The organism is Mesorhizobium loti (assembly GCF_003148495.1).
Taxonomy (GTDB): Bacteria; Pseudomonadota; Alphaproteobacteria; order Rhizobiales; family Rhizobiaceae; genus Mesorhizobium; species Mesorhizobium loti.
The window spans coordinates 127,114-149,976 of record NZ_QGGH01000012.1; the positions used below are offsets into that span (position 1 = coordinate 127,114).

24 protein-coding genes and 4 pseudogenes are annotated in these 22,863 nt (G+C 60.7%); 18 read left to right on the top strand and 10 right to left on the bottom strand.

Annotated features, from left to right (window positions below; translation table 11 throughout):
* Positions 1 to 116: 116 nt before the first annotated feature.
* Complete coding sequence (locus tag C8D77_RS29265; protein ID WP_109670792.1) at positions 117 to 1,319, top strand: site-specific integrase; 1,203 nt, start codon at positions 117 to 119, stop codon at positions 1,317 to 1,319.
* A 42-nt stretch (positions 1,320 to 1,361) separates the two neighbouring features.
* Here C8D77_RS29265 and C8D77_RS29270 read toward each other — a convergent pair whose 3' ends face one another.
* Positions 1,362 to 1,880, bottom strand: a complete 519-nt coding sequence (locus C8D77_RS29270; RefSeq protein WP_109670795.1) for an RES family NAD+ phosphorylase — start codon at positions 1,878 to 1,880, stop codon at positions 1,362 to 1,364.
* Positions 1,877 to 2,266, bottom strand: coding sequence for an MbcA/ParS/Xre antitoxin family protein (locus C8D77_RS29275; RefSeq protein ID WP_109670861.1), 390 nt, complete (start codon positions 2,264 to 2,266; stop codon positions 1,877 to 1,879). Before C8D77_RS29275 ends, C8D77_RS29270 begins: the two co-directional genes overlap by 4 nt.
* A 118-nt stretch (positions 2,267 to 2,384) precedes the next feature.
* Here C8D77_RS29275 and C8D77_RS29280 point away from each other — a divergent pair.
* Positions 2,385 to 3,334, top strand: a pseudogene (locus C8D77_RS29280) (tyrosine-type recombinase/integrase).
* Between the two features lie 36 nt (positions 3,335 to 3,370).
* Here C8D77_RS29280 and C8D77_RS29285 read toward each other — a convergent pair.
* From C8D77_RS29285 to C8D77_RS38875, 3 genes are all read right to left on the bottom strand, one after another.
* Positions 3,371 to 3,775 carry a type II toxin-antitoxin system VapC family toxin gene (locus C8D77_RS29285; RefSeq protein WP_109670797.1) on the bottom strand — a complete coding sequence of 135 codons (405 nt, stop codon included), beginning with the start codon at positions 3,773 to 3,775 and terminating at the stop codon, positions 3,371 to 3,373.
* The gene (locus C8D77_RS29290; protein WP_109670799.1) at positions 3,772 to 4,005 is read right to left on the bottom strand and encodes an AbrB/MazE/SpoVT family DNA-binding domain-containing protein; all 234 of its coding nucleotides are present in this window, start codon (positions 4,003 to 4,005) and stop codon (positions 3,772 to 3,774) included. Before C8D77_RS29290 ends, C8D77_RS29285 begins: the two co-directional genes overlap by 4 nt.
* Positions 4,006 to 4,373: 368 nt before the next feature.
* The gene (locus C8D77_RS38875; protein WP_281277052.1) at positions 4,374 to 4,499 is read right to left on the bottom strand and encodes a hypothetical protein; all 126 of its coding nucleotides are present in this window, start codon (positions 4,497 to 4,499) and stop codon (positions 4,374 to 4,376) included.
* 398 nt (positions 4,500 to 4,897) lie between these two features.
* Here C8D77_RS38875 and repA point away from each other — a divergent pair, with 398 nt between their 5' ends.
* The 6 genes from repA (at position 4,898) to C8D77_RS29325 (ending at position 12,256) form a co-directional block, all read left to right on the top strand.
* The gene (repA, locus tag C8D77_RS29300; RefSeq protein WP_109670803.1) at positions 4,898 to 6,076 is read left to right on the top strand and encodes a plasmid partitioning protein RepA; all 1,179 of its coding nucleotides are present in this window, start codon (positions 4,898 to 4,900) and stop codon (positions 6,074 to 6,076) included.
* 79 nt (positions 6,077 to 6,155) lie between these two features.
* Positions 6,156 to 7,145 (top strand): plasmid partitioning protein RepB, encoded by a 990-nt coding sequence (repB, locus tag C8D77_RS29305; protein ID WP_170136852.1) that lies wholly within the window; start codon positions 6,156 to 6,158, stop codon positions 7,143 to 7,145.
* A 162-nt stretch (positions 7,146 to 7,307) separates the two neighbouring features.
* Positions 7,308 to 8,507, top strand: coding sequence for a plasmid replication protein RepC (gene repC, locus C8D77_RS29310; protein WP_109670805.1), 1,200 nt, complete (start codon positions 7,308 to 7,310; stop codon positions 8,505 to 8,507).
* 261 nt (positions 8,508 to 8,768) lie between these two features.
* A complete protein-coding gene (locus C8D77_RS29315; RefSeq protein WP_109670866.1) occupies positions 8,769 to 9,761 on the top strand; it encodes a DUF1403 family protein in 993 nt (330 codons plus the stop codon).
* Positions 9,762 to 9,764: 3 nt separating this feature from the next.
* Positions 9,765 to 10,460 (top strand): SMC-Scp complex subunit ScpB, encoded by a 696-nt coding sequence (gene scpB / locus C8D77_RS29320; protein ID WP_109670807.1) that lies wholly within the window; start codon positions 9,765 to 9,767, stop codon positions 10,458 to 10,460.
* Positions 10,457 to 12,256 carry an SWIM zinc finger family protein gene (locus C8D77_RS29325; protein ID WP_109670808.1) on the top strand — a complete coding sequence of 600 codons (1,800 nt, stop codon included), beginning with the start codon at positions 10,457 to 10,459 and terminating at the stop codon, positions 12,254 to 12,256. Before scpB ends, C8D77_RS29325 begins: the two co-directional genes overlap by 4 nt.
* 304 nt (positions 12,257 to 12,560) lie before the next feature.
* Here C8D77_RS29325 and C8D77_RS29330 read toward each other — a convergent pair whose 3' ends face one another.
* Together C8D77_RS29330 and C8D77_RS29335 are read right to left on the bottom strand one after the other, a co-directional pair.
* Positions 12,561 to 13,247, bottom strand: a complete 687-nt coding sequence (locus C8D77_RS29330) for an RES family NAD+ phosphorylase (protein WP_109670811.1) — start codon at positions 13,245 to 13,247, stop codon at positions 12,561 to 12,563.
* Positions 13,240 to 13,920, bottom strand: a complete 681-nt coding sequence (locus tag C8D77_RS29335; protein ID WP_109670813.1) for a hypothetical protein — start codon at positions 13,918 to 13,920, stop codon at positions 13,240 to 13,242. Before C8D77_RS29335 ends, C8D77_RS29330 begins: the two co-directional genes overlap by 8 nt.
* A gap of 274 nt (positions 13,921 to 14,194) precedes the next feature.
* On the opposite strand from C8D77_RS29335, the gene C8D77_RS38880 reads away from it, so the two are divergent.
* From C8D77_RS38880 to C8D77_RS29360, 6 genes and pseudogenes are all read left to right on the top strand, one after another.
* Positions 14,195 to 14,809 carry a cold-shock protein gene (locus C8D77_RS38880; protein WP_281277053.1) on the top strand — a complete coding sequence of 205 codons (615 nt, stop codon included), beginning with the start codon at positions 14,195 to 14,197 and terminating at the stop codon, positions 14,807 to 14,809.
* Positions 14,810 to 15,369: 560 nt separating this feature from the next.
* Positions 15,370 to 15,694, top strand: a pseudogene (locus C8D77_RS29345) (HPP family protein); the annotation flags it as partial.
* 26 nt (positions 15,695 to 15,720) lie between these two features.
* Entirely contained in the window at positions 15,721 to 16,191 is a 471-nt protein-coding gene (locus tag C8D77_RS37765; protein ID WP_170136853.1) for a hypothetical protein, read from the top strand.
* A 260-nt stretch (positions 16,192 to 16,451) separates the two neighbouring features.
* A complete protein-coding gene (locus C8D77_RS38460) occupies positions 16,452 to 16,601 on the top strand; it encodes a recombinase family protein (RefSeq protein ID WP_245951905.1) in 150 nt (49 codons plus the stop codon).
* On the top strand, positions 16,598 to 16,774 hold the full coding sequence (locus C8D77_RS38465; protein WP_245951906.1) for a hypothetical protein: 177 nt from the start codon (positions 16,598 to 16,600) through the stop codon (positions 16,772 to 16,774). Before C8D77_RS38460 ends, C8D77_RS38465 begins: the two co-directional genes overlap by 4 nt.
* The gene (locus tag C8D77_RS29360) at positions 16,771 to 17,328 is read left to right on the top strand and encodes a hypothetical protein (RefSeq protein WP_109670817.1); all 558 of its coding nucleotides are present in this window, start codon (positions 16,771 to 16,773) and stop codon (positions 17,326 to 17,328) included. Before C8D77_RS38465 ends, C8D77_RS29360 begins: the two co-directional genes overlap by 4 nt.
* A gap of 51 nt (positions 17,329 to 17,379) precedes the next feature.
* Here the strand turns inward: C8D77_RS29360 and C8D77_RS38470 are convergent, their stop codons facing one another.
* Complete coding sequence (locus tag C8D77_RS38470) at positions 17,380 to 17,787, bottom strand: hypothetical protein (RefSeq protein ID WP_245951911.1); 408 nt, start codon at positions 17,785 to 17,787, stop codon at positions 17,380 to 17,382.
* Here C8D77_RS38470 and C8D77_RS29365 point away from each other — a divergent pair.
* Positions 17,717 to 18,429: pseudogene (locus tag C8D77_RS29365) on the top strand (MFS transporter); the annotation flags it as partial. The gene C8D77_RS38470 and the pseudogene C8D77_RS29365 sit on opposite strands and share 71 nt — an antisense overlap.
* 291 nt (positions 18,430 to 18,720) lie before the next feature.
* On the opposite strand, the gene C8D77_RS29370 reads toward C8D77_RS29365, so the two are convergent.
* Positions 18,721 to 19,839, bottom strand: coding sequence for an IS110 family RNA-guided transposase (locus C8D77_RS29370; protein ID WP_109670819.1), 1,119 nt, complete (start codon positions 19,837 to 19,839; stop codon positions 18,721 to 18,723).
* 109 nt (positions 19,840 to 19,948) lie between these two features.
* Here C8D77_RS29370 and C8D77_RS29375 point away from each other — a divergent pair.
* The 3 genes and pseudogenes from C8D77_RS29375 to C8D77_RS29385 all read left to right on the top strand — a co-directional run.
* Positions 19,949 to 20,797: pseudogene (locus C8D77_RS29375) on the top strand (MFS transporter); the annotation flags it as partial.
* 402 nt (positions 20,798 to 21,199) lie between these two features.
* Positions 21,200 to 21,796: a phospholipid N-methyltransferase PmtA gene (pmtA, locus tag C8D77_RS29380; protein WP_109670821.1), complete on the top strand. Its 597-nt coding sequence runs from the start codon at positions 21,200 to 21,202 to the stop codon at positions 21,794 to 21,796.
* 101 nt (positions 21,797 to 21,897) lie between these two features.
* Positions 21,898 to 22,077 (top strand): hypothetical protein, encoded by a 180-nt coding sequence (locus C8D77_RS29385; RefSeq protein ID WP_281277055.1) that lies wholly within the window; start codon positions 21,898 to 21,900, stop codon positions 22,075 to 22,077.
* Positions 22,078 to 22,187: 110 nt separating this feature from the next.
* Here C8D77_RS29385 and C8D77_RS29390 read toward each other — a convergent pair whose 3' ends face one another.
* On the bottom strand, positions 22,188 to 22,742 hold the full coding sequence (locus tag C8D77_RS29390; protein WP_109670826.1) for a DUF309 domain-containing protein: 555 nt from the start codon (positions 22,740 to 22,742) through the stop codon (positions 22,188 to 22,190).
* Positions 22,743 to 22,863 lie beyond the last annotated feature (121 nt).

A 22,863-nucleotide genomic window follows, 5' to 3' on the forward strand; every position in this document is an offset into this window, starting at 1 on the left:
GATGAATCATGGCGGCGCTTTTGGCAACAGGAATGCATAGAAAGCGCTGCGCCTGTCGCGCCGTAGAAATGAACGATAATGTTGCATTATCGTTCATTAAGGCGTCTAGTGCGGAAATGGCCATTTTCGTCGCGCAGAACTCGGAAAAACACGTCGACCCGACCTCCGCACCGTCCCACAGCACGGCCGCCGTCATCGATCATTCGCCAGCAGAGGCGGTCGCCGACGATCTTCCCGATATCATCGATGTCGTGCTTGCCATGGGACAGCCGTCAGGCGACTTTTCGGGGGAGAACACGGCACCGGCCGCGCAGCCAATTTCTGGCCTTCCGGCTCATCTGGAAGGGCTCGCCGAGCGCGCCCGCGATTACGTCGAGGCAGCAAGCTCGGCCAACACCCGCCGCGCCTACGCCGCCGACTGGAAGCATTTTTGCGCCTGGGCGCGCCGCCAGCACCTCGATGTGTTGCCGCCCGATCCGCAGGTCGTCGGCCTTTACATCACGGCTTGCGCGTCCGGGAAGGTAACGGGCGACAAAAAACCGAACGCCGTCTCGACCATCGAGCGACGTCTGTCGTCGCTGGCCTGGAATTTCTCTCAGCGTGGCCAGCCGCTGGACAGAAAAGACCGGCATATCGCCACCGTGCTGGCCGGCATTCGCAACAGCCACGCCTGCCCTCCCCGGCAAAAGGAAGCCATTCTGCCGGAAGACCTGATCGCCATGCTGGAAACGCTGGACCGGGCCGGCTTACGCGGCTTGCGCGACCGCGCCATGCTGCTCCTGGGTTTCGCCGGCGGACTGCGCCGTTCCGAAATCGTCGGTCTCGACGTCGGCCGCGATCAGACCGAGGATTCTTCCGGCTGGATCGAATTTTTCCCCGACAAGGGCGTGCTGGTGACGCTGCGGGGAAAAACCGGCTGGCGTGAGGTCGAGATCGGCCGCGGCTCGGCCGATGCCACCTGCCCGGTTGTCGCGCTGCAGATCTGGCTCAAATTGGCGAGGATCGGCCATGGCCCCCTCTTTCGCAGGGTGGCAGGGCAAGGCAAAAAAGTAGGCGCCGAGCGGCTCAACGACCAGGAAGTGGCGCGGCTGGTCAAGCGCACCGCTCTCGCCGCTGGTGTCCGCGGCGACCTGTCCGAAGGCGATCGCGCGACAAAATTCTCGGGCCATTCCTTACGTGCAGGGCTTGCCTCCTCGGCTGAAGTCGACGAGCGCTATGTGCAAAAACAACTCGGCCATGCCTCGGCTGAAATGACTCGCCGCTATCAGCGCCGGCGCGATCGTTTCCGTGTCAATCTCACCAAGGCCAGTGGACTGTAGGGCGCAAGCGCCCTCCGCTGCCCTTCGGATGCCGAGAATGCGTTATCGCCAGGATAGCTGGTCCTTCGGCAACCGGCCGCTCGGGTCGAATACGGTTACCTTGTGCGGCAGATCCGGACCCCAGTCCCAAAGGACCAGGTTGCGATCCTCCATCTCGGCGCTCGGCGCGAAACTTGGGACCACAATGGCGGCAATATTTCGAGGTCGCAACCGGTCGTAAATGGGCCAGGACGCCGGGCGCTCTCCGTCGCTGAGAGCAGTTGCCCAGGCGCAGGCCATCTCTTCGAGCGTCACAGAAAACTCTCCCCTCCCCTCTTGCGTTGTCAGATCCGCGATGTCGTCACAATCAATCTCATAGGAGCAGAGCACGCACGGATCGATCCGCTGTGCGAAGCCCTGGTTGGCTTCCTTGATCGCTGTCATGATGGTTAGTGCCAGATAGAGTGCCGGCACGCCTTTGGGATTGAATCGGGCGCCTCGGATCGCCGCTCCTTCGCCGGAAGTCGGCTTGAATGCCCAACGTGGATCGTGTGCGCGGTAGCAGGTTCTGACGACCCTCACGCAAACCCGCCAACGGCCATGTGATCGAGATAATCACGGACCGCTGCTGCCTTGCCGTCCTTCACCAGCGCCTCAGCGGTGCGTCCGCCAAATGCCGGAAGCGGCTGAGCCCGATACCAAGCCATCGCCTGCTCCTTGCCACCGGCCCAATCCGTCACGCGGCTGATGATCTCGAGCATTTCCCGCAGACGCCCCTGGGTCTTTACCGTGGCGCTACGCTCTGACCGGTAAAGGGTCTCGCGCGCAAGACCGGCAGTCTGGGCTAACTGGCCTTTGGACATGCCAAAACCGTTCGCGACCTGCTCGATCGCAATCTTCCCATTCCGGTCCATGTAGGACAAGATGAGAGGTCCGTTGTGCTCTGGGATCTTGAGTGCATGGGCCACGGCATTCACCCTACCATATCGAGAGTCATATTTCTTGTGCAAAAGATATGGCAGTTCTCGACAACTTTCAAGGACCGAACCAATTTAAGCTGCTGCCACCCCCCTAGCACGCACGCGGATTGAGCCGACCGCGCGCGATTGTGTCGAGGCAGAGCGTTCGGCAGACACCCGTCGCGCCTATGGCGCCGACTGGAAGCATTTTTGCGCCTGGTGCCTGCGTCAGTCGTTTGATCCGCTGCTGCCGTGTCCGCAAGTTGTCGGCATCTACATCACGGCCCTGGCCCCGGGGTCGAACAGGGACAACAAGTCGGTGTCGACCATCGAGCGCCGCCTGCGTCGCTGACCTGGAACTATTCACAACGCGGTCAACCGCTCGACCGGAAGGACCGGCATATCGCCACCAGTGCTCGCCGGCATCTGCGACAAACACGCCTCCCCGCCCCGTCAAAGGGAAGCCATCCTGCGCGAGGATCTTCGCCGTCCTGGGAACGCTCGACCGCGGCACACTGCGTGGTCTGCGCGACCGCGCCATGCTGCTTTTGGGCTTCGCCGGCGCCTTGCGCCGCTCCGAAATCGTCGACCTTGATGTTGCGCGCGATCAAACCGAGGACGGTCGCGGCTGGATTAATTTTTCCGGACAAGGGCGTGCTGGTTACGTTGCGGGGCAAGACCGGCTGGCGCGAGGTCGAAATTGGTCGCGGCTCGTCCGACGCCACCTGCCGGGTCGTCGCCCTGTAGGCTTGGTTGAAGCTTGCCCGTATTGCGCATGGCCCCTCTTCCGCGGCGTCACCGGTCAGGGCAAAGTGTTGGGAGCCGATCGGCTGAACGGTCAGCAGGTGGCGCGGCTGGTCAAACGCGCGGCCTTGCCGCCGGTGTGCGCGGGATCTTTCCGAGCCCGGCCAAAGGTCTTCTGGCCATCCGCTGCGCGCAGGCCTCGCGTTCTCGGCGGAAGTTGATGAACGCCATGTGCAAAAGCAGCTTGGCCACGCCTCGACGGAGATGACACGCAAGTTTCAGCGCCGGCGCGATCGGTTCCGGGTGAATCTGACCAAGGCGAGCGGACTGTAGGGCGAAAGCCCCTCCCTGCCTGACCCGATGGGTCGCTCAGCTGTTCGGCGTGATCAGTTTCAATGATGGAAAATAGGTGCGGTAGCGGCCGACGTCGCGGGTCAGCAGCGGCAGACTGCTAACGGCAGCATGGGCGCCAATGAAGAAGTCGGGCAGCACGCCGGTGCGCGACCCGCCGGACTTGCGATACTGCGTAAATACCTTTCCAGCGAGAAACAGGGCGGCGCGCGGCATCGGAGCGATTTCGAGACCCGCCTCATCGACAAACGCGTCGAGGTCTTCGATGCGGTCATATCGAACGGCAAGCTCGGCAAAGACAGCATCGTTGATCAATAAAGGTCCATTGAGGCCTGCTGCCTCAAGCTGCGCGACCGACCAATCCGCCCACTTGGGATCATCTGTGACCAAGTCGAGCAGAACGTTGGTGTCGACGAGCGTCACGCTTCGCCACGCGTCAGCGCCATGATCGCGTCGGTATCGAGCCCCTTGCCGGCATGGCCACGCAATTTGGCGAAGCGGCTCGCCGGCTGCTTCTTGTCGGCGCGTGCAAGCACCACGCTACCGTCGGCGGCGCGGACGAAATCGACCTTGCTGCCTGGAACGATACCGAGAAGGTCGCGGACCGGCTTCGGGATGGTCACCTGTCCCTTGGCTGTAACTGTAGTGGTCATGTTCACACCAATTGTAATGCGACAGGTTTTGAAGGTATTACCCTGGACGCCGTTTTTCAATCCCTGGCTGGCCGAGATCGCAGCTCGCACCCTAATTCGGAGGCGGTGCGGCTGGCTGCCTCTTGGGCCAAGGACTGGTCAACTGTGCGGGAAGGCTTGGCCTGGACCCGTAGCTAACACGACTGGCGTGATAGGAAACGTATGTGCGTCTTCCCTCGAGTAGGGGAAGCGTCCGCAGTTTCATGACTTGGCGTCCGCCGCAAACTTGTGACGATTATGACGCCAAGGGCGACCCTTCCTGATGGGCGCATACGACCTCCCGGGTGAAGCTTCTGGTAGTGGCGGGTCCCCCGAGACGTCAGTCATCGTCAGATCGGCCTTGCCGGAAGCACGCATCGAAAATCATTGTCGTGGAGGATGACGATCTCGGCCCGCCTCAGGTTGGCGCGGGCGACCTTCACCTTTGTGCCGGCCGGGTTGCCAATCTCGGTCACGTCCGGATTGTCGATATGAGCAATATCGAACCTGTCCTTATCGATGCAGCGCGATCGGTCTTGCCTGATGGCATTTGGCAAGCGCGACCGATACGACGCCCATGACAATGTCGAGATGCCGGCGTCAAAATCCTGGATGTGTTTCCAATTCTGCCTTGGAGGGTGCGGCGGAGGTCCGTGACGAAACCACTTGTCAGCCGTACTTTTCGGCCATTTAACCAACAAAAGCAAAACGTTATGAATAATCTGGTGCTTGCTAATTGCCGAGCAAGATGTCCGCCGAGCCACGTTAACCTTTTGTTAACCCAATATTTCTTGCTGGAGCCGATAGAATCGGGTGATAGTGACGATAATTTCGAGGGAAACCCTAAATTATCGTTCCTGAAGGAGTAGCGGGCATGAACATAGCCGCTCAGGTTGGAGAAATCGGCTTTGCAGACACCATTCTCGACCAGGGCAACGAGATTTCGCGCAAGCTCGACATGCTTCGCATTGAGAAGTTTCCGCCAAATGCCCAGAAGACGCTCCGACAGTTCTCACTTGCGGAGGTAGCAGATTACATCGGTGTATCCCAGAGCTACCTCAAGAAGTTGCATCTGGAAGGCAAAAGTGTGCAGCCGGTGACGTCATCAACGGGGCGCCGATCGTATACTGCGGAGCAGATGAACGATCTCAGGAAGTTTCTCGACAGGGAACCGCGTCGCCGTCCAGGCGACAAGCTGCAGGTCCTTGCGGTCGTTAACTTCAAAGGCGGCTCAGGCAAAACAACGACCGCAGCGCATCTATCACAGCATCTCTCGCTAACAGGCCATCGTGTGTTGGCGATCGATCTCGATCCGCAAGCATCTCTCACTGCTCTCCATGGCATTCAACCTGAGCTGGACCAAAATCTGTCGTTGTACGAGTCGCTGCGATACGACGATGAGAGGAAGTCCATCGGCGACGTCATTCGGCCGACAAATTTTCCGAACCTTGACATCGTGCCCGCGAACTTGGAACTCCAAGAGTACGAATACGACACGCCTCTAGCGATGCAGTCCAAGGGATCCAATGCGGGGAAGATGTTCTATACCCGCATCGGAGACGCGTTGGCCGACGTTGATGACCGATATGATGTCGTCGTTATCGATTGCCCTCCGCAACTCGGATACTTGACCCTGACGGCATTGACCGCGGCGACGTCCGTTCTGATCACTGTTCATCCGCAGATGCTCGACATCATGAGCATGAGCCAATTCCTGCTCATGCTCGGTGAGATACTTAAGTCGATCGAAGGGGCTGGCGTGAAGGTATCCCTGAACTGGTTCCGCTATCTTGTCACTCGTTTCGAACCGACGGACATTCCCCAAACCCAGATGGTCGGATTCATGCAATCCATGTTCGCCAAACAGATGCTGAAGAACCCCATGGTAAAGTCGACTGCGATCTCGGACGCAGGGCTGACCAAACAAACGCTGTACGAAGTCGAACGGGGGCAATTCACCCGGTCGACATATGACCGGGCAATGGAATCTCTAAATGCCGTAAACGGGGAGATCGCCGCTCTAGTTCATCAAGCTTGGGGCCGTGGTCAATGATCGTTCTGTTGTCGGCCGTACAATCGCGTTTTTTCCTCAACAGTGACAATGACATAGTGCATTTTGGGAGAAGCTGAAGATGGCAAGGCGAGGCGTACTATTGGGCATTACGCAGGCCGAGACAACGAAGCCTGATCGCACGGCGTCGACAGGCTACGCAGCGCGCGGTGCCTCGCGATCAATGTTGTCATCCATTGGTGAGCTTGCAGCCCAGGCTGCAAAGGCTGAACGGCTGCTTGAAGGGGAGACAGTGGTCGAGCTCGATCCCGATCTCATCGACGACTCGTTCGTTTCTGATCGCATGGAGAACGACGACGACGCCTTCGCGGAATTGGTAAGGGCCATTGGCGAAAGAGGGCAGGACAGCCCGATTCTGGTTCGACCTCACCCGGCGATAAGCGGGCGGTACCAGATCGTCTTCGGCCACCGCCGTGCTCGCGCGGCAAAGCAATTAGGGAAACCCGTCCGTGCCGTCGTCAAGGAGCTTCAGGACAAGGATCACGTCGTCGCACAGGGACAGGAAAACTCAGCACGGGCCAACCTGTCTTTCATTGAACGGGCGATGTTCGCGCAGAATCTGGCGGATCTCGGTCATGATAGGGAAACCATTCAGTCAGCACTGGCGATCGACGCGCCAATGCTGACGAGAATGCTTTCCGTCACAAAGCGCGTCCCTGATGTCATTATTCGAGCAATCGGAGCCGCAAAAGGTGTCGGCCGCGACCGTTGGCTTGATCTAACGCTGCTGATCGAAAAGCCGTCAAATCTGACGAAGGCAGAGGAACTCGTCGAGACGGAGGCATTCAAGTCGACCACCGACGGCCGCTTCGACCTAGTCTTCGATCTCCTGAAAACCTCCAAGAAGCCCAAAAAGGGGGCTGCCGCGCCCCGCACGGCAAGATCCTGGGTTCTGGGAGATAAATCAGTGAGCGTGACAACAAAGGACGCCGGGAAAGCATTCACATTGGCATTGAAGGCCAAGGACGCATCTCGTTTCGGTGCATACCTTTCCGAGAATCTGGAGCAGCTTTATCGAGCCTTCAGGGAAGAGATACAAGCAGGAGAGTAGAAACCCGCAAAAGAAAAAGGCCCCCGAACGTCACCGTCGCGGAAGCCCTTCTCGTATTCCTAGCAAGATCGAGAATCGCAAATTCGTGAATCACTGTCAAGAGTCTTAGGCGTCGATTCGGCGAGCAGGTTTCTTTTGCCTGATTGAAAGGCGAAGGAAAAAATGGAGACGGGTATTGCAACGACGCCCTTTGGGCGGCGACCGATGTCGCTTGCCATGTTGGCAGCACAGAATGACTCGAAGGAAATCCCCGACGGCAAGGCCGTCGAGAAATGGCATATCTACCGCAACCTTTGCGAGGGCAGGAGCATTGTCGGGGTCGGCGATCGCGCTCTGGCCGTTCTGAACGCGTTGCTGTCGTTTTATCCGGACAGCGAGTTGAGCGAGGAGAACGGCCTGATCGTGTTCCCCTCCAATGCACAGCTGTCGCTGCGAGCCCATGGGATGCCTGATGCTACGCTCAGGCGGCACCTGGCAGCCCTTGTGGGCTGCGGCCTGGTCATCCGACGCGACAGTCCGAACGGCAAGCGCTATGCCCGCAAGGGGAGGGGAGGGGACATTGAGGAGGCGTTCGGCTTCTCTCTCGCCCCGCTACTGGCCCGTGCTGATGAGTTCGAGGCGGCCGCCGAGCGCGTGCGCGCCGACAACAAGGCCCTGAGGCTAATGCGCGAACGGATTACGCTGCACCGCAGGGATGTTCAAAAGCTGATCGAGGCAGCCGTGGAGGAAGATATGCCAGGCGATTGGGGCGGCCTGTGGCGGCGTTTCCGCGCTGTTGTGGAGGCGATTCCGCGCAGGGCATCCCTGGGCGAGATGGAGCTGATCGTGGGCGGTCTGGCCGCGCTGCACGAGGAAGTGGACATCCTGCTGGAAAGCTTCATGAATTCCACGAATTCGAGCGGCAATGAGTCTCAAAACGAGCGGCAGCAATCATATTCAAATACCGACTCTATTTTTGAATTTGAACCTGCTTTGGAAAAAAGCACGGCGCGGGCAGAGCCAAATCCCGACGGGAAGCCGAAAGGCTATCCGCTTGGCCTTGTGCTGAAAGCGTGCCCCGACATTGTCGACTATGCCGTGGAGGGAATTGGCAGCTGGCGCGATTTCATGATCACCGCGGCCCAGGTCCGCGGATACCTGGGGGTCTCGCCGTCGGCTTACGAGGATGCTTGCCACACAATGGGCCAGGAGACGGCTGCCGTGGTGATCGCCTGCATCCTGCAACGGTCCCAGCACATCAACTCGGCTGGCGGATATCTGCGCGTGCTGACCGAAAAGGCGAGGGTAGGGGAGTTTTCGGTGGGACCGATGTTGATGGCGGCGTTGCGAACGAACGGGGTGACGGCAAAGATGACGGGTTGATCCGAGCGCGAAAGTTTTGGCGTTGCCGATGGCCGCTACACGATCAGCCGCGCCGAGTGCCCCAATTGCGGATGCCGGGGAGCGCTGTCCATGGGCTGGCCGCGACCGGGTAAAGTTCCAGGCAACCGGAGAGTCGCCGTTCGCGTCGCGACCGAGCGCGCAGCGGCGCCGTGTTTATCGGTCATAAAAGCCTGTCGACGAGCGCGGCGGTTTTGGTTCAAATTATTGTCAAAAGCGCCGCCGTGGTTCATCCTGTCGATAATGATTCTGCGCCCGAAACGGTCCCGACCGCACATTGTCGAACCTGCCCATGCCGAGCCGTTCGCACTCGCGACGCCGGTGCCGTCCTGGCTGCGCCGTGCCGCGCGGCAGCCGCAGACGCTGGAGGATGCCGCGATTATGGCCGGCGCCGCTATCGGCGCGCTCGATGCAGTCGTGCGCCGGCAAGAACGATGGGCTGGCGCGTGGCGGCAGCGGCTAGCGCTTGCGGCCGGCGCGGTCACGGCAAGACAAGCGGGCCGCGTCGAGGATGAAGTGCCGTTGCGCGATGCTGTGCTCCTGACCCGCCCTGGCGATGACGTCGGCCCCGCCGGCCGGATGTTTTTGGCCTGGCGTCGGTTGGCCACGCGGCCTCCGGAGCAACTGCTGACCGAGCAAGGCATCGCCGAGGTTCTGGACGATCTGGGTCTCGCACGAGGGACGGTATCCGATCTTTCGGATGACCTTCGGCAACTCGCCGGCGCCGAAGGCGTGGTCGCAATCCTGGGTGGGGCGCTCGCCAGCGCGGAACGGCATGGTGTTGGGCGCGCGGGAGCATGGTTCGCGGATGCGCTGCTGGCGCAACGGCTTGGCTGGGGCCATGCGGTGCCGCTGTTGGGCACGGAGGCCGAGCCGGGGGCGAAGCTCGCGCGCGCACGACGCCCGGGAACAAGTTTGGCGACTGGCGTGGAGCGCCAACCCGACCTGACCAAAGGACTGGTTTCCGCGCACGCGCGCGCCGCGCTGCGCGCCATCGATCTTTCCGCCGAGCTCGGACGCCGCGCGGATCGGCTGCTCGCGGTGGCGCCGAAGTTGCGCGCCCGGGCGTCGGATCTCGTCGTCGAAAAACTGCTGTCCGGCGACGCAATTGTCGCTTCGGAGAAGATCGCCGGCATGAGCGATCGCGGCCTGCGCCGCCTTTTCGACCGTCTCGTCGATCTCGGCGCGGTGCGCGAGCTGTCCGGCCGCACCACGTTCCGCATTTACGGGCTGTAGCGGGTGGTGGAGGGCTCTCGCACAAGACGAGGCAAAGGCCGGTCAGATGATCATCTGTTGGACCGCGAGCTCGATCACCTGCCGCCGGAGGTGCGCTGGCGGGAATGGATGAACCGCGTCGAAGCAACCATCTTCGCGGCGAGCGAGCCGGTCACACGTAGTGTGCTCGCGCGTGTGGTTGGCGCCAGTTGCAACCTCGACCTCCTCATCGACGCCATCCGCGAGGAGCTTCGTGGCCGCCCCTATGACCTGGTCGCGGTCGCCGGCGGCTGGAAACACCTGACACGGCCAGCCTATGCCGACGCCATCCGCGCCGCCGTCGGTGTCAGCGGGCGCGCGACCGACCTCACGCAGTCCGAGGTGTTGGTGCTGATGTGTGTGGCATATTTCCAGCCGATGACGCGCGCCGAGCTGTCGTCGTTCTTCGGCCGGGAAATCAGCCGCGACCTGATCGGCAATCTACGCGCGGCTGGTCTGATCGCGTCCGGTCCGCGCAGCCCGACACTTGGCGCGCCCTACACCTATGTCACCACGAAAGCGTTCCTGCTGCACTTCGGGTTTGACACGCTTCGCGATCTTCCCGACACCGAGGCTCTCGAGGATGCCGGGCTGCTCAACAAGGAAAAGCTGCTGGCGGGCCTGTCCGGCGCGACAGGGCTGTACGGCGAGATCGAGGCAGAGGAGCAAGACCAGCCATGAAGGATCCTGCGTTTGGCGAAGACGCCGTGCGCGCTCTGGCCACCGCCGAATCCTTCGCGCGCGGTCGGGACTATGTCAGCGGCGGGGCCGTTTCCCGGCTGGTGCGCCGCGGCGACCGGCTGACCGCTCACGTCGAAGGCAGCGACTTCGCGCCCTACGAGGTGACGGTCGATCTGCACCAGGGTGGAGTCGCGGCGACGCGCTGCTCCTGCCCCTACGACTGGGGCGGCGCCTGCAAGCACGTCGTGGCCGTGCTCCTCAAATATCTCGACACGCCAGACTCGGTGGTGGAGCGACCACCCCTTGACGGGGTTCTCCGGGAGCTTGATCGGGAGGCGCTGGCGGCGCTGCTCACCAGACGGGCCGAGGAGGATCCGGCATTCGAGCTGTGGATCGAGGCCGAGCTTGCCGCCGGCGCGCCGGACCCGCTTTCGGCCGGCCCCCGGCGAACCGCCGTCGACCCGGAGCCGATCAAACGGCAGGCCGAGGCGCTGCTGTCGGGACGCACTTCGCGCCGAGATCGCTGGAGCGACAATGGTGCCGCCGTCGACGAGGACGCTTTCACGGCACTGATCGACAAGGCAAAGCCCTTTCTCGAAGCCGGGGACGGACGCAATGCGTTGAGGATTCTCGAGCCGGTGACGGAGGCGCTCGTGCCGGCATGGCTCGAACAGGCCGACTGGGACGAGACCCTGCACGAGTTCTTTCCCGTGCTCGGCCAGATGATCGCGGAAGCGGTGCTGTTGGGCGGCCTTCTCCCGGAGGAACGGGACGACCTGATGGTCCGGCTCGACGTCTGGCAGGGCATGCTCGATGAATACGGCCTCGACGACCATCTACAGGTCGCGATCGACGCGCTCGAACAAGGCTGGGACGAGATCGGCCTCGACGATATTCTTGCGGGAAAGGGTCGCTCCTGGCCGCTTTCGGGCCACGGCGACTGGACCACGGCGCGGCTGACGCAAGCGCGGCTTCGAGTTCTCGAGATCGGCGGGCGGACGGACGAATTCCTCAACCTCGCCAGGGCCGCGGGATGCCATGGCGACCACGCCGCCATGCTGGTCCGGCGCGGGTGCAGCACAGATGCGATTGCCTATGCGCGCAAAAGGTTCCGCTCCGCCGAAGAGGCCCTCCAGCTTTCGCGCCTCCTGAAAGAGACGGGTCAGATCGATGCGGCGCTGGAACTTGCCGGGTGGGGACTGAGCTTGAAACCGGAAGGCGATCGTCTATTCGGAGTGGTCGGCCTCGCCCGCTGGCTGCGCGACAGCGCCGCCGCGCTGGGCCGGGACACAGTTGCAGTGACGGCGGCGGGCAGCGCCTTCGAACACAGCCTGTCGCTCGGAGATTTTCGAGCGACCGAGATGCTTGCGGGACCAGGATGGGCCGAACTGCGGCCCCACCTCCTGGCTTGCCTGGCGGCACCGACGTACGCCCACGACCGGACCGAGATTTTCCTCGGCGAAGGCATGATCGATGAGGCGGTGCGATCCGTCGACGTCGAGAACACCTTGCGCAATCCAGCGAACGACGTGCTGCTGCGGCTCGTCGAAGCGGCGCACGCCAGCCATCCCGACTGGGTCATCGATGTCGCCGAGCGCATCGCCGCCAACGTCATGGACGCCGGGCAGTCAGGCTTTTATGAACTGGCGGCGCAATGGCTGGAGAAGGCGGCGCTCGCCCATGACGCCGCTGGCCGGTTCGAGGACTGGATCACAAGGATCGATGCGCTGATCGAAAAGCATCGCCGCAAGCACAAGCTGCGGCCTCTGCTCGAGGCGCTGCGGCCGCGCGCATAGGCGCTTCGATGCAGCTGCGTTGTTCGCGACGAGGGACCAGATCGCGATCGCTTCGGGATCGACCGGTCGCAACCGCCCCCATCCCTATTCCAGACGGTATCCAAGCGCCCGATATCCGGCCCGCCGCTTCGCGGCCATGCGCGCGAGCACCGGCACCGTCGCGTCGACATAGTCGTAGACAAGGATTTCGGACTTGTCCCGGTGTTCGCGATGGAGCCGTCCGACATACGGGGCGAGCGTCCCCTTCCACGCGATCGGCGCGTGCTGGCCGCCCCCAAATTGCCCCGATCGCCTGTTTCCGCCATCAGAACCTGACGCCTACGATCTTTACGCCGATACGATCGGCGAGTTCGAGCAATGCGGAATAGACGTCAGAGTTCCCGGTCAAATCGAGCGACGCGCCGGAATGCACCAACATGTTTGCCGGAATTCGATCGCCAAACAGCATCACGGCCAGAGCCCGATCGTCCTGTCGAGAAACCCAGCAAAGTCCCTGAATATCTGGGCATTGTGTGTGAATGGCTTCAGCCCAGGGGCGTGTTGCTGAATAGCCGTCCTTCTCGGTGTCGATGATCTGGCTGCGCTTGATGCCGAGTTTCCTTAGCGCAGTGACGCTCAGGTCAGCCAGGACGAAATCGCCCTGAGGCGTCACCTTCGAATAGACTTGATCGGCCAGTTTCACCTTGTCGTAGGTCTTCAGGCCAGGCGCGAATGGCACATCGTGGAAAACCGTTTCCATCGCGGCACAGTCAAAGGTCGTTCCGCCGTACAGAGTCGGGATACTGGCCCCATTTGCGTTTTTGATCGGGCTGAACCGGGCATTGCCTTTCAGGCCTGGATTGAATTCCGCGCCGGCATAGAGGTTCAGATGAATACGATGGATAACTTGGCCCACCGGCCATATCGTTCGGGTGATGATATCCTGCAAATTGTTCGATGGAACGGGAACTGGACTTGTCCGGGATCCCCGTCCAATCTTTGGTTTAGCCATGGAGTGCGCCTACCAACTCGTCCTCGGCGGCCGCAAGAACGCGCTCGGGTTGCGCTATGAGCATATCTTGCGGACGCTTACCCCCAAGGGAGCTGTTGACCGATGCAAACCAATAGGCGAGCCCCCAATCATCCTTTTTCCCGGAAAATACGCTCAGGACCTTGGCGAGCACCTTGATGGGCCGATATCCGGAGGCGGAATCCAGAGCATAGCCGGGAAAATAGTCTACACCCCGATGCCGAACCGCAAAGATCTGGCCTTCTTTCTTCCACTTGTTTGGCTGCGCACTTGGATTGCTGGTGCTGAACCCAGCCATATTGGCGATCTGGGAAGCCGCCAGCCAATCACCGCTTTCCAGCACTGCCTTTCTTGCCTCGGCCGTCATCCGCGCCTCCACAAGCATATGCTGCGGGGGCGGCACTTGCGGGACTAGGGCCTCGATTATTGAACAAATGGCTTCGCGTTGGCGGGTCATCAGGATGGTACGGACCAGAGGGGCGATGCTGACGACCGTGTCCGCGAGGGCACGAACGGCAGGTTCACTCCCGTGCTCGAACGTTAGTGCTATGACCTGTTCCGCAGTCAGTCGATCAAGTTGGTCACCAACCTGCTTCGGCGTTCCGATGAACGCGCCAAATCCCGAAAGTTCCAGGGTGTCATTGGTACGTGCCATGATATCCCGCTCCGTCTGTGTGGTGAGGGTGGTTACATATATATAAAGATAACCAATCTCATCAAGTGGTGCTGGACTCTTTTTAGCCGCAGGCGACCGTCGATTAGGTCGCCAGCCATCAATTGTACGCTCCGGCAGCTTTCGCCTTGCCCCCCGTTCGCATGGCGCCCCGTGCCCAGTAAGGTCGCCTAAAAAAGCAGGATATGCGCCCACATGTCCATTTGACACAAACGCATCGTACGATGGAGATTACCTGACAGGAGCGCAGCTCTCCATGCCAGTCGAGACGATGATGAGCAAATATAAAGATCACCGCCAGCCACGGCGTCGCTATGACGATGACCCGGTTTCCTTTTCGGAGCGGACTCCCGAGCCCAGCTACTTTCAGCACTCGCCAGCCGTAACTCCAGGCGCTGTCGACGCCGAGGTGATCTGGTTCAACGCCAGCAAGGGTTTTGGCTTCGTCAAGCTGTCCACCGGCACCGAGGCGTATCTTCACATCCGGGTGTTGGAAGCTGCCGGCAGCCGCGATGTTTCCGAGGGGACGCATCTCAAGGTCACAGCGCAAGAAGGTCCACGAGGTCGCCAGGTCGTCAAAGTCCTCGATATCGGCGAGCAGATTCCGAAAACTTCGGCAGATGAGCGCTTGGCGGGAGAGTCCATTGCCGCCAGCAGTGCGCAGCTGGAGAGCGGAGGCACGGTCAAGTGGTTTAATCCCGAAAAGGGCTTCGGCTTCATTGCTCCCGAGAACGGTGAAAAGGACGTCTTCGTTCACGCTACCGCACTGACCCGCTCAGGGCTCAGCGTGCTGATGGAAGGGCAGAAAGTGTCTTTCCAATACGGGCAGGGCAAGAAGGGCCTGGAGGTTCGGAGCATTCGCCTCCTCTAGGCGCCGATAGATCGGCCATGGCCGAAACTACCTTCATACAAAAGAAAAGCCCGCTGCCGGGAGGAGGTGGCAGCGGGCTCGATTTTCGAATACGGCGCGGGAGGAGGTGCACCGCATTCAGTATCGGCATCCATCTGGGAGGAGTAGATGGCCGACAGCAAGATGATACCGACGGGCCGCCGATATTGCAATGCACAATTCCGTATCGCAAATGCGAAGGTGACGACAAGCCTGCCTGGCAACAAGCCCGATGGTTCCATCTGCCCCAGGGCGATAGGCCCTTCACAAGGCCAATTTGGCGTGCGGCCTCTCCGCGGTCGCCGCCGCATGAAGCGGGTTCCTTGCCAACCGATCCCGAAAACCCGCGTAAGCTCTAAATCTATAGACCGGTTCGGCCGAACCGAACCGCCCCAAACCGTTCGCCAGCATCGCGAAATATTATTTCCCGAAGCGGCAGGTTCGGATCGAGTTGGCTTCCCAATTCAACAGTCTGGCGTCATTGCGGGCGATCACGCCGCAATGACGCGTTCCGCATCAAGTCTGAGGTTTTCAGCCATTCCATGGCCTTCCGCCTCTTTGTTCCCATTCTTGCTGGCGCGACGCCGCGCGAGCGCATCATTGCCTGCATCGGCGCGACGATCGGCATTGCGCTGACCGGCGTGATCGGCGGCCTAGCTCGGCAACGGCCCGCACGTGCCGCTGCTGGTGGCGCCGATGGGAGCCTCGGCGGTTCTCCTGTTCGCGGTGCCGGCCAGCCCGCTGGCGCAGCCATGGTCGATCATCGGCGGTAACACGATATCGGCGCTGGTCGGCGTGATCGTGACGCAGTTCGTGCATGAACCCGTCCTTGCCACCGGCATTGCCGTGGCGCTGGCTATCGCCGCCCATCTTCGGTAAATTCGATGCCGCCAATGGCCGAACCCCACGCTAATCTTGATGCGCGTCGGCGACTAAGGCGTCTGCAATGGGTCGATGTTGAACCCTGGAAGCGAGGCTCAGGCCGCCGGCTTCTCGAAGATCATGGACAAACCACGCGTCGAGGCCATTTCAACAATCAATTCTTCGATCGCCTGATCGGAAAGTCGCGTTTGTGTTACGTCCCGGATATGTTTGACAAGACCGTGGATCGCTACAGTCACGGTGTGCGCGGCGTCATCGAGAAGACGACTGATTTCAATCACAACGTCGGCATCTATGTCGCGTGGCAAATCTCGCATACATCCTCTCCCACCTACAGGAATATTGCCGCCTTCCTGTCCATTGTCGAGTCGAGCAGACGAAACGTCGGGCTGCTCGATGGGCTGAGCTCCTCCCAAGCAGACCGGGCTTTCTCAACTGACCGGTCGCGCTCGCCGGCACTGCGTTTGGATTTTGGCTGGTGAAGGCTTGAAACTCGTGGTTTCCGAGCCGGTGCGGTCGAGAGAGAAGAGCAAGAGATCAGACGAGAAACAAGATGAAAGCAGACGAAAAAGCCCCGCGCTATGAACCGTCCCACACTGCGATGGCTGCCCAAACTGGAAGCAGTGTTAGGGGTCTCGCCATGGAGTTTGGTCCCTATTGAAGTAAAGTCTGCTCTGGACAACAATCGGGCAATGCAACTCAAAGGAAGTGCTGGAAGGTTTCCGTCATCGGCATGAATAGCATGGCCTTCGATCTGTCATCGCCACATGGTCGGATGCTGGCGACGTTCCGCGCCGGCATCGCGGAATTCGAACGCGACCTGATTAGCGAACGGGTCAAATCCGGGGTAGCCGCAGCAAAAGAACGTGGGAGAAAGCTCGGTCGCAGGTGAGCGCCGAAAATCACATCGGGTTGGCGACAAAATTCATCAAGTTGTACGCCGAAGGCTGTAGCTGTAGCTACCGCTGGATCGCTCGCGATCTCGGTTTGAGCAAGAACACCGTTGCTGACATCGTCAAACGCAGCAGACTTTCCTTGGCTCCGAAGATGGAGATCACGCCATGACCATGCGATCAGGACGCCCCCCATCCGATCCATATCGCAAGGCCCGCTTCAGGGAAATTGCACGGGAGATCGTCGCGAAAGACCGTTACAACCGGAAATACGGGCTCTCCGTCGATACCGCGGGCACCATCGCCAATGCGCTTGAGAGAGCATACCGGGAGGGAACCCGTGATGGGGAGCGCGGACCCGCTCCCGTGGCCGAGCAACCGGACAGCGGACCAATAGAATGGGCGCTGATACCGCCACGACCAAGGGACGCTTTCTGGACCATCTGCCTGTTCACGCTGTCGCGTGGGGACAGGCCCGCCTCGAGCGGACGCCTTGTCCCCGCTATCACGGAGCGTGGAACGCCGGGTTGGATGCTCGACTTGCAGGAGCGGACCTATGAGCAACTGTTTGGTGACAGAACGATCGCACCACTCGTGCGCCTCGGCCTGATCGCGGAAGCTTCAGATGATCCTGCCCACCGGGTCGTCTCAAAACGGGGTGAGGAAACTTGGGGCCTGTTCGTCCAGCGGGGCGGTCAATACCCGGACGACCTGACCCATCTTTAGCCGCAAGCGAAAACCTCTCGTTCAACGCAGACCGCGCGTGTGATTTCGCCCTCAGCCGGAACCGACCCCGACATCGCTGCTCCCGTCGTTGAAGTAAAGTTTTGCTCTCTTTTCCTGCCGGTAGAAAGTTCGGGCACGTCCCTGAACGTTGGCTTCCCAACGTGCCGCCGGGGCAAACGCCGAGCCATCGAAAACTATTTGCGCAAAGGCGCCAACAATGCCCTGATCCTGCCACTCTCCATAGGCAGGTGCGCCCAGAGGAAAATCTCCAGCACAATCGGACGGGGGGAGGCTCAGCCGAATGAGCAGGGGGGCGCGCGAGGAAGCCAATCCAGTTTCGTCGGCGACGTTTGCGCCGCTCGAGAGTCCGACCTTTCGTGCGATCTGGCTGGCGAACCAGGTATCCAGTCTTGGCTGGCTGATGCAGACCGTTGCGATCAGTTGGCTGATGGCAACCATCTCGACTTCGGACGTGATGGTCGCCCTGGTGCAGGCTTCGACGACGCTGCCCGTATTCATTCTGTCGATCTTCGCCGGGGCCATTGCCGACAGTTTCAGCCGCCGCAATGTGATGATGCTCGGCTGGAGCGTGATAGCGTTTCGTCGACGATGCTGACTGCTCTTGTGGCGCTGGGGTTCTACAATCCATGGATGATCCTCGCATTCAGCTGTTTGGCCGGATGCGGCGCCGCTTTCACCGACCCTGCCTGGCACGCCTCGGTCGGTGACATCCTGCGAAAGCGGGATGTTCCGGCTGCGGTCACACTGATCTCGGTCGGCTACAACGCCATGCGAAGCATCGGTCCGGCGTTCGGCGGCATCGTCGTTGCCTCCTTTGGACCACTGACGGCTTTCGCCTTGGCGACAGTGACGTATCTGACGCTGCTGTGGACCATTGGGCGCTGCAAATGGAATGTGCGCTCTTCTCCTCTTCCGCGCGAGCCATTGACCACAGCTATGCATGACGGAGCGCGCTTCACGGCCCTGTCGGGAGAGATCAAGGCGGCAATCGCGCGCGGAGCGCTTTTCGGCCTGACTAGCATCTCCATACTGGCGCTGCTGCCCCTGGTCGCTCGCGATCAACTGGGGGGAGGACCGATCGCTCTGATGTCCTTTTGCAAGGCGCGATCTGCGCAGTAGTCCCACCCGACACCGATTCCCTCGGTCGGTTTCTCATTGACTGAGCGCCTATCGGTGGAGACGTGGCCTGGGACGCGGGTGAACAAGCTCTGATGCGCGGGTTGGTTACCGCATGTCCATGTATTCGTCCGGGGCTGGTCCCTCTCTTACAACGGGCGTCGGCATTGCCGGCCACAAAGCGATGCCGGGAATTCCCCATTCAATGCCACGTCCCCGCCGATAGGCGCGATGACTATTTCGTCGCGACGAGGATCAGGTTCCTGCCTGCTGCTCATCCGCTCGGGCGATGGCCCACATGAAAGCTGCGAGTTCCCGAGCTATTGCGGTGACAGCCACGGTGCTGCGCTTGCCACGCGCGATCATGGCCCTGTAGCGCTTGGTCAAGCGCGCCTGTGCGTTCCACGCTATGTCTCGCACGACTTCAGGCATGTGGCGGCTTTCGAAGTATTTTCTTTTCCCCAGTTTGGCCGGATAGCGGTAAGTCCAGGCGCTCTCGGCCAAGACGCGGCGCACTCGGGCATTCCCAGCCTTGGTGATACCGCCCCGTCGCACGGCGTCCCCGGTCGAGCGCTCCGAGGGGACAAGTCCGAGATAAGCCATCAGTTGTCGCGGGTTGGCAAAGCGGCGTACATCGCCGATTTCGACCATGAAGGTAGCCGCACAAATGAGCTGGACCCCACGCAAAGCCTGCAAGCGTTCGACTACCGGCGCGAGTGGCCAGTCGAGCAGGCCGTCCTCGATTGCTTTTTCCAGGCGCGCTACTCTTTCCCGGCACTGCGACTCTGCGAGGATCAACTCCTGCAGGACAGCTTGCTGACTGCGGTATGAGAAACTCAGTCCATGCAGCCATTTGAGATACCTCGTTCCCCAGGCCTTCAGGCCCGGATAAATCTTGCCATGTCGCAACAGGAAGGATCGAATCTCCTGCCGCTTGCGGGTTCGATCCTTCACCGCAGCCTCGCGGGCGCGGATCAGGTCCCGTATAGCCTCATGAGCAGCGTCCGGTGTCCAGATCTCCGTCAGCTCACCGGCGCGGAACAGCCGGGCAAGTTTCTCGGCATCGCGGCGGTTGGTCTTGACCCGATCGCCAGGCTTGCGCGGGATCAGAGACGGAGCAATCACGGCGCACTCGTAGCCAAGCGCTTCGATATCCCGCTTCAGACCGTATCCGGTGGGTCCAGCCTCATAGCAAAATCTCAATCGTACACCCGGGCGTCCGAGCTTGCGGACGAGGCGGCGTACTGACGCACTATCGGACGATATCTCTCCGACATACCGAACCTCGCCGGTACGCCCGCTCTCGGCGAGAGCAACAGCATGCCGATCCTTCGCAACATCCAATCCTACGAAAACTTCGCTATATTCTTCCATGGTTCGTCCTCCTGGCATGAGGATAGGCTCGACGAGCAACCCTCGTTTCAACACTGCCAGTGTAGGGCGAACCACCTCCCAGCCGGCAACCAGAAAGGACATAAGGTCTTATGGTATCCTGATGGCCGGCTTCGGGACGGGCGCCTTGTGCACCGGCATCTGCAACAACATCCTGCGACGGTCGCTGTCCCAAGAGCGTCTGACGACACTGGCCTGCATCGCCTGCGCGGCTTGTTGTCTTTCGCTTGCCCTGACGCCTTCACTGGCGGTTGCGGCTATTGCTTTGGCGCTCGGCGGCGCTGGCTGGGTCGTCACCTGGACCGGGCTTGACGTGAGCGTGCAACTGTCAAGCCCACGGTGGGTCGTTGGTCGCACGCTCTCGATCTACTCTGCCCTCTCGTCGGGCGGCATCGCGGCCGGCAGCTGGCTGTGGGGCACGGTGGCTGAGAACTATTCGCTTACCGTGGCGCTGGAGAGCTCCGCTGGCGCTCTCCTGCTTGTCGCCTTCACCGGGCTACGGTTGCCCATTCGTCAATGGAAAGATTCTGACCAGGATCCTCTTGGCTTCGAAACGCCTGCGGTCGCGGTGGACTTGAAGTCGAGAAGCGGCCCGATCGTCGTCAAGATCGAGTACTTGATACCGGAGACGAACGTCGAAGCCCTCCTGGAACAGATGCGCGAACGACGGCGAGTGCAAAGCCGCGTCGGTGCCCGGCACTGGAACCTTCAGCGCGATCTCCAGGAGCCTTCCCAGTGGACAGAGACATTCCGCACGCCGACCTGGATGGATTACCTTCGCCTGAACCATCGGCTCACAGCGGCGGACATGGAGCTGGACCAGCGTCTCCTCGAATTGAACTTGGGCGAGCTTCCACCTCGCACGAGGCTGTCGATCGAGCGACCGACGGGAGCGACCCGTAAGCGGGATCAACCGACAGGCTTCTTTTTCCGGCGTTGATCTCATCCAACGCCAACGACCGTTTTCAGCGAGACACGAAGCGCGGGAATGGACAAGGCTCTCCCCATCAGCGAATTCCCGCCGAGTTGGCTTCGATCCATTTGCGTTGGTGCCGAGCAGTTGCGAATTGTCGCTCAGGTGATGCCGCGCTTGGCCACCGAGTCTGGCCGGCTTGGACTTCGCCTTCCAGCCGTCGTAGACGTGAACACCACGATGAGGACTGGCGATGCAGACGCGAACCGTGCTGGCGGTCCCGATGGAGTCGAACGACCGGTCTTCGTTCCGGCCGACGCAAACTCCGGCGCCGTTTCAACGCCGTCAGCGCTTGTAAATGTCGAAAAACTTGTCCAAACGTCCCTCCGTCAAAGCGACGCCGATGAATAGCCGTAGCAGGGAGTAGACATGGTCTTTCGCTTGAAGGAGCGCCTCGGCCGGAAGTTTGAGGAAGAAGTGCAATTCTTCCGGTGCTGGCAAAGGGACAAAAAAGGAGTGGGCGCGCTCATGCCAACTTCCGTTCATGCGGCGCGCCGCATGGCTAGCGTGATCAGGCCAGCGTCCGGAATGCCGGTTCTTGAGCTTGGGGCGGGAACCGGCGTAATCACCAAGGCTATCCTGGACACGGGCGTGAAGCCACAGCAGCTGGTTTCGGTCGAATATTCGAAGGATTTCTACCATCGCCTCACCCTACGTTTTCCGTGCGTAGATTTTCGATTGGGCGATGCTTTTTCGCTGGATGAAGTCCTGGCGGAGCGAAACGCCGAACAGTTCGACTGTGTCATAAGCGCGGTGCCGATGTTGAGCTTCCCGATGGAGCGGCGCATCGCCTTGCTTGAGGATTTGCTGACCCGCATCCCTGCTGGCAGGCCAGTGATGCAAATCACCTACGGACCATTGTCGCCAGTGATCAAGATGCCGGACCGCTACATCGTGTCACACTACGATTTCGTCGTCCGCAATATCCCGCCCGCGCAGCTCTGGACTTACCGCCGAGCGGTCTGACTCTGAACGCAGCCAACGCGCTGCGCGCCCCGCGAAATCGTGCCTGAAGCAGAGCGAGAGCTGGCCGAGTTTATCCACCTTAAAGCAGAGCTGACCTGCGACTGGCGAGGCAGGTCAGTGGTCTGGAGGCTGAGATCAAAGAACTCTCCGGAAAGCTCGACAACCCAGACTTCGTTGCTCGCGCGCCGGAGGAGGTGGTCGGAGAAAACCGAGAGCGTCTAGAGACGGCCCAAGCCGCCAAGCGGCGCCTGGATGTGGTGCTCAGCCGCTTTAGCTGCTGACCCACAGCCGTATTTTGTTGCTTGGAAGAGCTTTTTTGACCATTCCGCAACACTCGCCATCCCCGTCCGGGATTTTACCTTTCATTCTTTGCATCCCAACTGTTTGCGGATTAGTGGCCCTGACAATCTGATCCGAGGACGAAATCAAACACCGGTTGAGGCCGACCGAGTGGCACGTCCCGCAACGCAGCGGGGACCCTTGTTGCTGCTTCGGCATAGTCGGCGAGAATTGCTGGCGGGAGGCCAAGCGCGTTTTCGACAATATGTTCCGACGGGCCGTTCAATCGACGAAACAGCTTTGCGGAGCGCTGAGAGTGGCGCACCGCTGCAGCAGTTTTGCCCTCACGTATCTTCACGCCGGCTGCCGACAACAGGATCAATGCTTTAAAGAACACGCGAGAAGGGCCGCCTCGGTCCGCAACCTGCCAGAGACCTTCCCAAGCCTCATGTGCTTCCCAGTAATAACCATGATTGAAGAGGTCGAGGCCCCAGAGGAATGGATCTGAGCCAAGCGACGCATCTGCGGTGACCGGCATCGGCTCGACACGATAGCTATGTCCAGCGGGATCGCGGACGGGATGCGGATGCCTGCCGGGCAAGTACGCGTAGGCTGGAAAGCTCTTTTTCGGCAGGTGGCGAGGACGCGATTTCGAACCAATGGCCATGGAGCAGGATATCACAGGGATGGTCACGGCTCGATACGAAGTCCTTGTATTGCCCGGCGGTTGGCGACAATGCGTGGGATGGCGGACGCGCGGCTTTATTGTGCGATGCAAATTTTTCTCT